The sequence below is a fragment of the Viridibacillus arvi genome, assembly GCF_001274945.1.
In the GTDB taxonomy this organism is placed as follows: domain Bacteria; phylum Bacillota; class Bacilli; order Bacillales_A; family Planococcaceae; genus Viridibacillus; species Viridibacillus arvi.
The window spans coordinates 173,462-187,355 of sequence record NZ_LILB01000009.1 but is presented as its reverse complement, the minus strand read 5'-3'; the positions used below and the strand labels follow the sequence as shown (position 1 = coordinate 187,355).

General features: G+C 36.5%; 14 protein-coding genes. 5 read left to right on the top strand and 9 right to left on the bottom strand.

All coding sequences use genetic code 11. The features are described 5' to 3' along the window. Positions 1–227 precede the first annotated feature (227 nt). Complete coding sequence (locus AMD00_RS22095) at positions 228–1,445, bottom strand: MFS transporter (RefSeq protein WP_053419157.1); 1,218 nt, start codon at positions 1,443–1,445, stop codon at positions 228–230. Between the two features lie 209 nt (positions 1,446–1,654). On the opposite strand from AMD00_RS22095, the gene thrC reads away from it, so the two are divergent. The 4 genes from thrC (at position 1,655) to AMD00_RS22075 (ending at position 4,875) form a co-directional block, all read left to right on the top strand. Then, positions 1,655–2,707, top strand: a complete 1,053-nt coding sequence (gene thrC / locus AMD00_RS22090) for a threonine synthase (protein ID WP_053419156.1) — start codon at positions 1,655–1,657, stop codon at positions 2,705–2,707. Continuing rightward, entirely contained in the window at positions 2,704–3,603 is a 900-nt protein-coding gene (thrB, locus tag AMD00_RS22085; RefSeq protein WP_053419155.1) for a homoserine kinase, read from the top strand. The genes thrC and thrB overlap by 4 nt, the downstream gene beginning before the upstream one ends. Before the next feature lie 153 nt (positions 3,604–3,756). Then, positions 3,757–4,170, top strand: a complete 414-nt coding sequence (locus AMD00_RS22080) for an Rrf2 family transcriptional regulator (RefSeq protein ID WP_053419154.1) — start codon at positions 3,757–3,759, stop codon at positions 4,168–4,170. A gap of 69 nt (positions 4,171–4,239) precedes the next feature. Continuing rightward, complete coding sequence (locus AMD00_RS22075) at positions 4,240–4,875, top strand: NAD(P)-dependent oxidoreductase (RefSeq protein WP_053419153.1); 636 nt, start codon at positions 4,240–4,242, stop codon at positions 4,873–4,875. 44 nt (positions 4,876–4,919) lie between these two features. Here the strand turns inward: AMD00_RS22075 and zupT are convergent, their stop codons facing one another. Next, positions 4,920–5,729 (bottom strand): zinc transporter ZupT, encoded by an 810-nt coding sequence (gene zupT / locus AMD00_RS22070; protein WP_053419152.1) that lies wholly within the window; start codon positions 5,727–5,729, stop codon positions 4,920–4,922. A 248-nt stretch (positions 5,730–5,977) separates the two neighbouring features. On the opposite strand from zupT, the gene AMD00_RS22065 reads away from it, so the two are divergent. Beyond that, entirely contained in the window at positions 5,978–7,171 is a 1,194-nt protein-coding gene (locus tag AMD00_RS22065) for an MFS transporter (protein WP_053419151.1), read from the top strand. A 110-nt stretch (positions 7,172–7,281) separates the two neighbouring features. On the opposite strand, the gene AMD00_RS22060 is transcribed toward AMD00_RS22065, so the two are convergent. The 7 genes from AMD00_RS22060 to AMD00_RS22030 all read right to left on the bottom strand — a co-directional run bounded on the left by AMD00_RS22060 (position 7,282) and on the right by AMD00_RS22030 (position 13,880). Beyond that, positions 7,282–7,908 (bottom strand): phosphatase PAP2 family protein, encoded by a 627-nt coding sequence (locus AMD00_RS22060; protein ID WP_053419150.1) that lies wholly within the window; start codon positions 7,906–7,908, stop codon positions 7,282–7,284. Positions 7,909–8,056: 148 nt separating this feature from the next. Further along, positions 8,057–8,365, bottom strand: a complete 309-nt coding sequence (locus AMD00_RS22055) for an antibiotic biosynthesis monooxygenase family protein (RefSeq protein ID WP_053419149.1) — start codon at positions 8,363–8,365, stop codon at positions 8,057–8,059. A 1-nt stretch (position 8,366) separates the two neighbouring features. Continuing rightward, positions 8,367–9,347, bottom strand: a complete 981-nt coding sequence (locus tag AMD00_RS22050) for a siderophore ABC transporter substrate-binding protein (RefSeq protein ID WP_053419148.1) — start codon at positions 9,345–9,347, stop codon at positions 8,367–8,369. 19 nt (positions 9,348–9,366) lie between these two features. Further along, complete coding sequence (locus AMD00_RS22045; protein WP_038186197.1) at positions 9,367–10,128, bottom strand: iron ABC transporter ATP-binding protein; 762 nt, start codon at positions 10,126–10,128, stop codon at positions 9,367–9,369. Further along, entirely contained in the window at positions 10,125–11,075 is a 951-nt protein-coding gene (locus tag AMD00_RS22040) for an iron chelate uptake ABC transporter family permease subunit (RefSeq protein ID WP_053419147.1), read from the bottom strand. Before AMD00_RS22040 ends, AMD00_RS22045 begins: the two co-directional genes overlap by 4 nt. Beyond that, positions 11,068–12,018, bottom strand: coding sequence for an ABC transporter permease (locus AMD00_RS22035; RefSeq protein WP_053419146.1), 951 nt, complete (start codon positions 12,016–12,018; stop codon positions 11,068–11,070). Before AMD00_RS22035 ends, AMD00_RS22040 begins: the two co-directional genes overlap by 8 nt. 374 nt (positions 12,019–12,392) lie before the next feature. Next, a complete protein-coding gene (locus AMD00_RS22030) occupies positions 12,393–13,880 on the bottom strand; it encodes a peptide MFS transporter (protein ID WP_053419145.1) in 1,488 nt (495 codons plus the stop codon). Positions 13,881–13,894 lie beyond the last annotated feature (14 nt).

Below are 13,894 nucleotides of genomic sequence, written 5' to 3'. Positions count from 1 at the left end.
AATTCTAATAATATAAAGATTAATCTTGGGCAAGAATTAATTGAACATTTGTATCGCTAAACTGATTTACAATATATCGCTCTAATTTTGAATCCGTAATAATAACATAATGTCTCTTCAGTGAAGGTACTTACAAAATAAAACGATCTTCTCTCTATTAAATAGTGAAAGAAGATCGTTATTAATATTATAAAGGGTTATAGAAGGATAGTCCCTCTTATAAATCCCTATTCTAACTCTGTCTGTTTTGTCTCCGTACCTAGTGCAATAATTGCAACTACACCTATTATTATCGAGATACAGAAGATACCGAAGATTAAATTCAATTCATATCCTTTTGCTACAAGTGAACCTACAAGCAACGGTCCAAATATTCCTCCTAATCGGCCAACAGAGGCAGCCATACCAGCGCCTGTACCACGAATAATAGTTGGATACTGCTCAGGCGTATAAGCATACAGTGCACCCCAGGCTCCTAGATTAAAGAATGATAAGAACATTCCAGCTACAAGTAAAAGACCAATTGTTTCAGCATTTCCAAAAACAAGTGCACTTACAGCAGTTCCTAACAAATAGGTAGCTAAGACAAATTTTCTGCCTGCTCTTTCAATTAGCCAAGCAGCTGTAAAATAACCTGGTAATTGTGCTAGCGTCATTATCAGCACATATTTAAAACTTGCTATTAAACTAAAACCCTTCATAACCATAACACTAGGCAACCACAAAAACATGCCATAATAAGAAAAGACAACTGTAAACCAAACAATCCAAAGCATTAATGTACGACGAGCATATTCTTTCGACCAAACATCTTTAATATTTTGGCTAATATTTCGTACAACATCTTTTTTAGCTGTAAACTGAGGCGAATCAGGTAAATGTAACCGCAAGTATATCGCATAAACTGCTGGAAGAGCCGTTAATAATAAAGCAATTCGCCAGCCGTAGTTTGGTATAACAAAGTATGAAATAAGTGCTGCTAATAACCAACCGCCAGCCCAGAAACTTTCTAATAAGACAACAATGCGTCCACGTTCATGTGATGCAACACTTTCAGAAACAAGCGTTGAAGCTACTGGCAATTCACCACCAAGACCCATACCAATGAAAAATCTTAAAATCATAAATGCTGCTAGAGTCGTCGTCAACGCCGATAAACCACTAGCAACCGAGAAAATTACAAGTGTCCATATAAATACTGATTTACGGCCAATGCGATCGGCTAATATACCAAATACAAAGGCTCCAACCGCCATTCCGATTGAGTTAACACTACCAATCCACCCCATTTCACTTGGTGATAGCATCCACTCTTTTGCTAAAGCCGCTATGACAAAAGATAAAATCCCCACATCTAATGCATCAAACATCCACCCAACTCCCGCAATACCTAGAAGCTTATTACGAGATATTACCTTAGTACCTGCTTGTTGATTCGTTGTCATTATTATTCCCCCGTATGTCTTTACACTTGAATACACAATTGACTACCCTAACTATACACATCTTTATATTTTGTGACAAGATGCAAAAGATATTCAATTGTTCCGAAAATTTAGCAATTACCTATTGAAACATATACCCAAAATGAGTTAAAATGTCTCTTATAGAAAAACAAATGTTTTTTCAGGATGAACAAAAAGGAGAATGTTATATGTGGAAAGGTCTTATCAATCACTATAAAGAATATCTACCTGTCTCAGAAAATACACCCGCTCTTACTTTACATGAGGGTAATACACCACTCATTCATTTAAATACGTTATCAAAGGAACTAGAAATTGATCTTTATGTTAAATATGAAGGTTTAAATCCAACAGGTTCATTCAAGGACCGTGGCATGGTAATGGCCGTAGCAAAAGCAGTTGAAGCTGGAAGTAAATTTGTTATTTGTGCTTCAACAGGCAATACATCAGCTGCAGCCGCTGCATATGCAGCACGTGCGGGCATTCAAGCTATTATCGTTATCCCAAAAGGTAAAGTAGCTGCTGGTAAACTAGCACAAGCTTACATGTATGGTGCTAAAATCATTGAAATTGATGGTAATTTTGATGAAGCACTTCAAATTGTTCGTGACATTAGTGAAAACACTTCTGTAACATTAGTAAACTCAGTTAATCCATATAGATTAGAAGGTCAAAAAACAGCTGCTTTTGAAATTTGCGACGGTCTAGGCAGTGCACCAGATATTCTTGCAATCCCTGTCGGCAACGCAGGTAACATTAGCGCTTATTGGAAAGGCTTTAAAGAATACAATGCCAAAAAGCAAACGGGTCTACCAAAAATGTTTGGCTTCGAAGCAGAAGGTGCTGCAGCAATTGTGCGTGGCGAAGTAATAGCCCACCCTGAAACTGTTGCTACTGCTATTCGTATAGGGAATCCAGCAAGTTGGAAACTAGCTGAAGCTGCTCGTGATGAATCTGGAGGTAAAGTCGCTGCAGTTACGGATGAAGAGATTTTAAATGCATACCGCTTAATAGCTTCTAAAGAAGGCGTCTTTGCAGAACCAGGATCAGCCGCTTCTATTGCTGGTGTTCTACAATCTGTTGAAAATGGCTCAATCCCTAAGGGGAGTCGTGTTGTTGCTGTATTAACAGGTAACGGATTAAAAGACCCTGATACAGCCGTAAAAGCTTCTACAGTCGATATGATTTCTTTAGCAAATGACGAAGCGGAAATCCGTACTTACATCGAGGGATTGCTATGACAACAAAATGGTCCATATCTGTTCCGGGAAGCACCGCTAATCTTGGACCAGGATTCGATTCTATTGGACTAGCATTAGGTCTCTATTTAACATTAGACATAACTTTACAAGATCATTGGGAGTTTGAGCACAGTTCAGAACACCTTCCCGCAAATGTTAAAGTTGAAGACCATCTCGTCTATAAAGTTGCTAAAGAAACAGCGGAACGATACAAAGCCACACTTCCTTCTTGTAAAGTCGTGATGCACAGTGAACTACCACTTGCTCGTGGACTTGGAAGTAGTGCATCTGCTATTGTGGCGGGTATTGAACTTACAAATCAAGTATGTAATCTACAACTCTCTATTGAAGAACGTTGTAAACTTGCTTCGAAAATTGAAGGGCATCCTGACAATGCAGCTGCATCCGTATATGGTGGTCTAACGATTGCTTCAACATTGCCAAACGGTCAATTAGAATTGATTAATGCACGCGATGTTGACGCTGCATTCGCTGTATTCATTCCAAATGTTGAATTAAAAACAGAGGAAGCTCGTAAAGCATTACCGTCAAACTATGACAAAGCATACGCTGTTCACGCAAGTGCCCATGCCAATATGTTAACTGCTTCATTACTAATAAAGGATTATGAACGTGCAGGCAAATTCATGGAGCATGATTTATTTCATGAACCATTCCGCGCAAATTTAATTCCTAATTATCATGAAATTCGTCAAACTGCGCAGGATGCGGGTGCCTTTGGTACAGCTATAAGCGGTGCTGGTCCGACTGTTATCTCTTTAATCTCAAAAGATCGCATAGATGCTTTCGTTGCAAAGATGAAGCCCCTATTCCCTTCTTATGATATTAAAGCCGTTCCTGTCGATACAAAAGGTGTTCAAGTAACAAGCGAATAATAGAAATGGAAAATGCCAAGAGTATGTGCAACTTGGCATTTTTTCTTGGCAAAAATCACCGATGTGTTAAAGTTATGATCTTTCCTAATTCAAATGAATTGACATTACCCCCACCCTGTAACTATAATGATTACATGTTAGGCGGTGACCGATATGGTGAACAGTCGTGTTTCTGTCGCTATACACATTCTTTCTTTAATCGCTACAACAAATGATTCTAACCAACTTACATCTGAATGGATTGCTAGCAGTGTTAACACTAATCCCGTCGTTATACGACGGATTAGTAGCCAGTTAAAAAAGGCAAACTTAATAGCCTCCAATGCAGGAGTTGCTGGATATCAATTAGTCAAAGAACCGAAAGACATTACGCTTCTAGACATATATAAAGCCGTACAGGCACCGGAGGAGTTATTTGCAATACACGATAACCCGAACCCGGAATGTGCTGTCGGAAAAAAAATTCAATCCACTTTAGATAACGTATTTCAATCTGTTCAGCGAGCAATGGAAGATAAATTGACAGAAGAAACGCTACAAGATGTATTAGATCAACTCTTTCACTAAGAGGCGATCTTTTTTTACAAACAACTTGTAACCATATTAGTTACAACATATTTTAAGGAGGAAATCATTATGAAAATTGGTATTATTGGTGCAACAGGTAAAGCTGGTAACTTCATTTTAAAAGAAGCAGTATCTCGCGGACACGAGGTAACTGCAATCATTCGTAGTGCTTCAAAATTAGAGGCAGAGAATGTTGCTGTAATAGAGAAAGACATCTTTTCATTAACAACAGAAGATGTACAGGAGTTTGACGTTATCGTTAATGCATTCGGGGCCCCAGCAGGTGAAGAACATTTACACGTAGAAGCTGGACGCAACCTTATCAATATTCTACAAGATGCACGAGACACAAAACTATTTGTAATTGGCGGAGCAGGTAGCCTTTTTGTTGATCCAGAAAAAACAGTGACAGTGATGTCTACACCAGATTTCCCTGCAATTTACTTACCAACAGCTGAAAACCAAGGCAAAAACTTAGAGGACTTGAAAGCATCATCTATCACTTGGACTTTCTTAAGTCCATCTGCTTTCTTCGATCCAGAAGGTCCACGCACTGGTCAATATATCGCAGGAATAGACCATCTATTAGTCAACACTAAAGGTGAAAGCTACGTTAGTTATGCTGACTATGCAATCGCTGTATTAGACGAACTAGAAAACCCAAAACATTTGAATGAAAGATTCACCGTAGCATCTGAAAACTAAGTGGCACACTAAAAAACAGGTCCCATAATGATGGGACCTGTTTTTTAAACTAATAATACTAAACTAATAGCCATTACAGCCATGCCAGCAATAACACCATAAATAGATGTATGAGCCTCATCATATTTCTTTGCGGCTGGCAATAATTCATCTAACGAAATGAATACCATAATACCGGCAACACCAGCAAAGAGCATTCCGAACACAATATCATTTAAGAATGGCATTAAAATCAAATATGCTACAAATGCTCCAACCGGTTCTGCTAAACCTGATAAAAATGAAAGTTTAAATGCTTTTTTACGATCTCCTGTCGCAAAGAAAATCGGGACAGAGACAGCTATTCCCTCTGGAATATTATGAATAGCAACCGCAATTGCAATCGCAACACCGAGATTCGGATCTTGCAAGGCAGATGCAAATGTTGCAATTCCCTCTGGAAAGTTATGAATTCCAATTGCAAGCGCGGTGAATATACCCATTTTCATTAACTTATCATATTCATCATTTGATGGTCCTGCCTGCATATCTTCAACCTTTTTTATTTCATGAGGATTTTCATGTTTTGGAATCATTTTATCAATGAGTGCGATTAACAGCATACCGGCAAAAAAACCAATTACCGTGAATGTGTATCCTTGCTTTTCCCCTAACTCACCAACGAGAGAGTCCTTAGCTTTCACAAATATTTCAACAAGAGAAACATAAATCATGACACCAGCAGAGAAACCTAAAGAAAACGATAGGAACTTCGTATTCGTTCTTGATGTAAAAAATGCTATTAAACTACCTACTCCTGTTGCTAAACCAGCAAAGAGCGTTAACGCTAAAGCAAAAACGACATTTCCATCCATATACTCAACTACTTTCTCTATTAAAATGTTAATTTCATTGTATGCAAAATGTTTCCTCGATGCAACTTTCTTTAACTCTCAAAAATATAGTGGGTGAAAGAAAATTTTAGTAATCATAACACTTTTATATACATATACAGCTTTCATGAATACCCTTTTAAATACATTTACAAATCTAAACAATTGTTATTATGATTTGTACATCCTTATAATAAGTATTAAATAATTCAATTTTGGAGTGAACTCTAATGGACTATATTAGACGTGGTACCGTTAGCTTCCGAAATGCGAATTTAGCATTGTTCGCAGGAGCTTTTAGTACATTTGCAAATTTATATATGACACAACCATTACTGCCGACTTTCACAAAAGTGTTCCACATTTCGCCTACAGTTGCTAGTTTGTCATTATCTGTAACGACTTTAACATTAGCCTTCAGCATGCTTATTATTGGCTCATTATCAGAGGCTTGGGGCAGAAAAAAGATTATGACATTATCCATGTTTGCAGGTGCTATTTTAACCTTATTTATTGCTTTTGCACCTAATTATTCAATTTTACTTACATTAAGAGTTATACAAGGCATTGTATTTGCCGGGCTTCCGGCCATTGCTATGGCTTATTTAGGAGAAGAAATCGACCCTAAAAGTTTAGGGATTGCTATGGGATTATATATTAGTGGTAATACAATTGGTGGATTAGGTGGGCGAATCATCGTTGGGACGATGACCGATTTATTCAACTGGCGTATTGGGATGATTGCAATTGGGCTAATTAGTTTTATAGTGAGCTTTGCCTTCTACTTTTTATTACCATCTTCTAAACATTTTAAAGCGAAGAAACTTAATGTAAGAGCATTGTTACATTCATTAATCCTTCATTTAAAAGATCCTGCTTTACTAAGTTTATTTGGATTAGGCTTTTTATTAATGGGGAGCTTTGTCACACTTTATAATTATATCGGCTTTCAATTAGTAGAACCGCCATTTTCTTTAAGTCAAACAATTGTTGGTTGGATATTCATTATCTACCTTGTAGGTACATTTAGTTCTACATGGTTTGGCAGTCTTTCAGATCGTTTTGGAAAATATAAAATGTTAGTCATTGCAATAGTTATTATGTTTATCGGTGGTATTATCACGCTAGAAAACCACTTACTTTTAAAGATAGCTGGCATCGCCATTTTCACATTCGGCTTCTTTGGTGGACACTCTATTGCTAGTAGTTGGGTTGGTCGACGCGCTACACACGATAAAGCACAGGCATCCTCATTGTACTTATTCTTTTACTATGTAGGTTCAAGTGTAGGCGGAACGGTAGGTGGAATCTTCTGGACCGTATATGGCTGGCATGGGATTATTGGTATGATTACAAGTTTTCTACTTGCCTCTTTTATCTTAGCTTTTTACTTACGTAAAACTCTGCATGAGCAAGCTCTATAGGGAAAATGAGGTTAGGTAACTAACAAAAAAACAACCAGTTGTCGATGCTTACTCGACGACTGGTTGTTTTTTTGATGATTAATTCCAAATAACGTAATACTAAGTACTTCTTATTCCTCTATTTTTTCCTGTGCTAACTCTTTAAATATTCGTTTTCTTCGTTCATACCATATTACTGCAAGGATAAACCAAGTGTAGCCCATTGACCAACCCGCTAACACGTCTGAAGCGAAGTGACGACTCTCAGCAACACGTGACATACCAATAAGCACCGTCAGGATAATAGCTCCAATCCAAGTAAATATCTTTACCTTTTTAGAATATTGATATTCATTTGCTATATAGGCTAATGTAAACAAATATAAAATCCCGGTCATGGAATGTCCTGATGGAAAACTAAAACTTTTAAGCTGATCAGGTATGTCAGGACGTGGTCTTTGCACCCACACTTTCAATAACTGATTAAGCACGTTACCAGCTGCTATTGTTACAAGGGCAAAAAACATTCCACGATAATTATGATCCCTTATCCATAACACTACTACTAGAATAACGGCGACGATAACAACGAAAGCTGGTTCACCAAAGTAATGGAAAAAACCTAAAAAGTTATTACCCTTCAACAAATCTGAAACCCACTGATCTAAATTGAATACCCAACTACTTTTTATATTTAAAAAGAGCACGATATAAACGATTGCGGTAACTATCGCAAGTGGATAAAACAACTTTTTCATACTAATCCCTCCTCACGCTTGCGATTAACATTTCTTCTACTATATCTCTTTTCTACTCGATGTAATAGCAATATGAACAAAAACAATAAAAAATGCTCTAGCATCAAGCTAGAGCATTTTCGGTAATAATAAGCTAGGGGAGCTTACTTTATTTTGTTACTTTTACTTCATAGACGTTTTGGCTTGATTCAATTATATATTCTGGTTTGGGCTTGCCGATATTCGCTTTATGACCAGCGATGTGCTCCGGACTCTTCTCCCAATTTTTCCAATCCTCTTCACTTTGCCATTGAACGAGGATCATTACTTCCTCGTCTCCGCGTCTAACTTTCTTCACAAGCACTTTCAAATCAACGAAACCAGGTTGCTTTGCTAATGGTGTATCGCCACTAAAACGTTCTACAACCTGTCCAGAAAAACCTTCCTGTACAATGATTCGTTTCATTTGATAAAACATATTATAGCGCCTTCTCTACTTCATCAATCATTAATGATACTGATTGTAATCCGCCACCTGATAGGTACCAAACTTCTGGATTTAAGTAGAACATTTTACCGTCTTTATAAGCATTTGTTTTCTTCACTAAAGCATTTTCGATTGCGTCTTTAGCAGATGCACCTTCAGTTACTACTGCATCGCGGTCAACTACAAAGATAATATCTGGATTTTTCTCTAGTACATATTCAAATGATACGTTTTGTCCGTGAGTTGAAACTTCAATACCTTCATCAGCAGGTTTAAAACCAAATACATCATGAATTACACCAAAACGAGATGCTGGACCATAAGCACTGATTTTACCTTCAGAACCTAGGATGATTAATGCGTTTTTATCTAAAGCAGACGCTTTTTCATTAATTGTAGCAATTTTATCATCAACTTTAGCTAGTTCTTCTTTTACTTGATCTTCTTTATCGAAGATTTTACCAGCTAATTCTGTATTAGCTTTGAATGATTCCATGTATTTTGAAGTATCTAATCCTACATAAACAGTTGGAGCAATTTCTTTAAGTTGTTCGTAAAGGCTAGCTTGACGACCAGAAATGAAGATTACATCTGGTTTTAAAGCAGCAATCGCTTCAAAATCAGGTTCTTTTAAAGAACCAACGTTTTTATAATCATCACTTTTATATTTTTCAAGGTAACTTGGAACTGAATCTTGTGGTAATGCAGCAACTTTAACTCCTAAAGTGTCAAGAGTATCTAAGAATCCCATATCAAATACTACAACTTTTTCAGCATTTTTCTTAACTTTTACTTCGTCTTTCACGTTATCAGAAGTTCCGTCATCTTTTGAAATACCGAAGTCATTTGTAATCGTAATTTCTTCTGCTTTTGAACCTGAAGTTGATTCTTCCTTTTTATCGTCTTTAGAGCCACAAGCTGCTAATACTAAAAGCATTGCAAAAACTAACGTAAGTAATTTCCAGTTTTTCATTGGGTAAAGTCTCCTTTTGTTATGAATTAAAATAGACACAAATACGGCAACTATTCATTTCTTGAATAGGTATATCCATATCGTAAATTTCTTTTAATGATTCTGAGTTGATAATGTCATTGGTTGGACCATCTTTTACAATACGCCCATCTTTCAAAGCAACAATTCGATCTGAGTAAACAGAAGCGAAGTTAATATCATGCAAAACAATGACTACTGTTTTCCCTAAATCATCCACAAGTTTTCTTAGGATTTTCATAATCTGCACTGAGTGCTTCATATCTAAGTTGTTGAGTGGTTCATCAAGTAATATATATTCGGTATCTTGTGCGATAACCATTGCGATGAAAGCACGTTGACGTTGGCCACCAGATAATTCATCCAAAAAATCATATTGGATTTCTTCTAAATTCATATACTCTATCGCTTGGTCGATCATTTTTACATCTTCCTCATTTAAGCGACCTCGAGAATATGGGAAACGGCCAAAAGATACAAGCTCACGAATCGTCAAACGCACATTCATATAGTTTGATTGTTTTAAAATTGATACTCGTTTAGCAAAATCATTTGATTTTAATTTTTTTACATCTGAGCTATCTAGTAATACATCTCCAGTGTCTGCATCAAGTAAACGACTTACCATCGACAGAAGCGTAGATTTACCTGCACCATTTGGGCCGATAAAAGACGTGATTTTGCCACGTTGAATGTCGACACTTACCTTATCAACTACAACTTTCTTGCCGAATAGTTTAGATATTTCTTTTACTTGGATCATGCAGATCGACTCTCCCTTAATAATAGATAGATGAAGTAGATACCACCGACAAAGTTGACGATAACACTTAATGTTGTTGAGAATGTGAATACACGCTCAACAATCCATTGCCCACCAATTAACGCCACTAAACTCATTAGACCAGCACCAGTGATTAACACTGTATGCTTGTACGTTTTAAAGAATTGATAAGACAAATTCGCAACGATTAAACCGAAGAAAGTTATCGGTCCTACTAGTGCAGTAGACGAAGCAATTAAAATTGCTGAAATAACAAGCATACGTTTGACGACTTTATCATAAGGAACACCTAAGTTGATGGCATTATCTCTCCCTAGAGATAATACATCCAAGTCGCGAACCATTCGCCACCCGTATATCATCGTAACTAGTACGATAATTAATGCAAACCATACTAAGTCTCCACTTACATTATTGAAACTAGCAAACATTTTATCCTGCACGCGCATAAATTCATTTGGATCAATTAATACCTGCATGAATGTAGTGATACTACCTAACAAAGTACCAAGAATAATACCTACAAGCAGTAGGAAATAAATTGGCTGTTTTCCTGTACGGAAAAGAAATTTGTATAGTAGAAGTGCGAACCCAATCATGACGACTAATGATAGAACGAAGTTTACTTTTGTATTGAGAACTACTATATGCCCGGAACCTAAGAAGAAGATAATCACTGTTTGCAATAGCAAATAAAGTGAATCTAGTCCCATAATACTCGGCGTTAAAATGCGGTTATGCGTAATTGTTTGGAAAACAACTGTTGAATACGCAATTGCAATACCCGTTATGGCCATTGCTAGCACTTTAATTCCTCGGCGAGGCAATGCATAGTCATAACTTCCATTTAAACCTTGAAACAAATATAATCCACAAAATACTGCAGCAAATGCTGCTAATAGTATCATTTTTGTACTGTTACGCATACGCCTTCCCCCTAAATAACAAGTATAGGAAGACGCCACTACCAATTACCCCAACCATTAAGCTAATTGAAATCTCATATGGATAAATCAATATCCTACCTAGAATATCGCAGGCTAATAAGAAAATTGCACCTAATAATGCGGTATGCGGAAGTGTTTTTTGTAAATGATCTCCCTTGAAGATCGATACAATGTTCGGAATGATTAAACCAAGGAAAGGTATCATCCCAACCGTTAGCACAACGGTTGTTGTAACGAGTGCCACGAGGATTAAACCAAAGTTAACGATTCTTTTATAAGCAAGTCCAAGATTTTTCGAGAAATCTTCACCCATACCCGCAACCGTAAATCGGTTCGCATATAAATAAGCGATGATTAATATAGGTACACTTATGTATAAAAGTTCATAACGCCCCTTCATAACCATAGAGAAATCACCTTGTAACCAAGAAGATATATTTTGAATAACATCCGCTTTATATGCGAAAAACGTCGTAATAGACGACAAAATATTACCGAACATTAATCCAACAAGTGGAATAAAAATGGCATCCTTGAATTTAATACGATTTAAAATTTGCATAAATAAAAGCGTGCCGGCTAACGCAAATACAAATGAAACCGCCATTTTTTCAATTAAAGATGCATTCGCAAACAGTAACATTGATACTAGTATGCCTAGCTTAGTGGCATCTAATGTACCTGCAGTTGTTGGCGAAACAAATTTATTTCTACTTAAACTTTGCATGATCAAACCTGCAATACTCATTCCCATACCAGCTAAAATGATGGCTACTAGTCTAGGTACACGACTAATTAAGAAAATTTGAGTTTCTTCAGATTCAAAATCTAGCAAATCTGTCGGAGAGATTCGGCTCACTCCCACAAAAAGCGATATTAATGATAACAAGATAAGAGCTATAAAAAGGTATCGTTTCTTCATTGTAATCCCCGATGTATTCATTTTATGAGTTGATAATCTTCTTATTGAAAATGATTATCATTGGCTCACAATTCCCATTATAACATGACGACTTTTCCCGTCAACCTTAAATGAAAATGATTATCACACTACAATGACAGTTTTGTGAATTTAGAAAGTTGATCGTTGCCATAAATCACAGCTATAGTATGACTTTAAAGTAAAACGCTTTCAACATTTCTCACTCTATTGGATTTTAATTATTCTTGTTTATTCTGACTAATTTCATTATAAATACATAATATCCTAGGATTTTATGCATTAATTTCTTATATTTCTTAAAAAATAAAAAAGCGCTGAGATTTAGTCAATCTCAGCGCTTTTAAAATTGTTTATTATCGAATACCTTGCATCTTTTTCGAAATCATTGGTGAAATTAATAACATTACGATACCAAGAAGTACAGACGCAGTACCAATTGTACCGAAGTATGCAACTTCACTAATTTTATCGAATATTTTTACTAACTGTGCATTCACCGCTTGGGCTGCTGCGCTCGTTAGGAACCATAAACTCATGGTTTGTGCACTAAATGCCTTTGGTGCTAATTTCGTTGTAACAGATAGCCCTACTGGAGAAATTAATAATTCTCCTATTACTACTAGGAAGAAGCTTAGTACTAGCCACCATGGACTTACTAAAGCTGTACCACCAGAAAGAAACGCGGGAATTACCATGACAATGAATGAGAACCCGGAGAAAAATAATGCCAATGAAAATTTAACTGGTGTAGACGGTTGGCGCGTTCCAAGTTTCATCCAAATCCAAGCAAATAACGGTGCCATTGTAATAATAAATAACGGATTTAATGACTGGAACCAAGAAGATTCCAATTTAATTGGACCAAGGTTTAAATCAGTACGTGAGTCTGCATACGTTCCAAGAATATTTGAACCTTGCTCTTGGATTGCCCAAAACATTACAGCAGCAATGAACATTGGTATATATGCCAACACACGAGATTTTTCCTCTGCGTTAGTTTTTGGACTTCTATACATCACCACAAAAAACGCAGTAGGAATTAGAATCCCTAAAATAGAAATAAATAATATAACATTATTTATTGTTAATTGATCGTTAATATAAGCAATCACTGCGAGTACCGCAACAATTGCAACACCAATAATTGTTTTTATTGCTAATTTTGAGAATTCATCTTTTGTTAATGGATTATTAATTTGTTTACCTGCTAAACCTAGATATTTCTTAGCAGTAATTACATACATAACTAAACCAATAAACATTCCGACTGCAGCAACACTAAAACCTAAATGGAAGCTGTACTTTTGTCCAATTGTTCCTACTATTAAAGGTGCAATGAATGAACCTAAGTTAATACCCATATAAAAAATACTGAATCCAGCGTCTCTACGGTTATCACTTTCAGCATAGATGTCACCAACAATACTTGAAACGTTTGGTTTTAATAAGCCTGTCCCCATTACAATGAATACCATTGAAATTAGTAGCATTGTCAATCCACCTGGGAATGCCAAACAAATATGACCTAGCATTATTAAGACACCACCGTAAAACACGGTTCTTCTGGTACCTAATACACGGTCAGCAATCCAACCACCAATAATCCCTGACATATATACAAGTGAGCCGTATATAGCGAAAATTGAGTTAGCTGTCGTTCGATCTAATCCTAGACCACCATCATTTAAACTATAGTACATAAAGTAAAGTAAAATGGCCCGCATGCCATAGTATGAAAAACGTTCCCAGAATTCAGTAAAGAATAAGGTTGATAGTCCTTTAGGATGACCAACAAAACCTTTTTGGGGTACCGACTTAACGATATCTTCTTTCGTTATCATTTAAATTCCCTCTT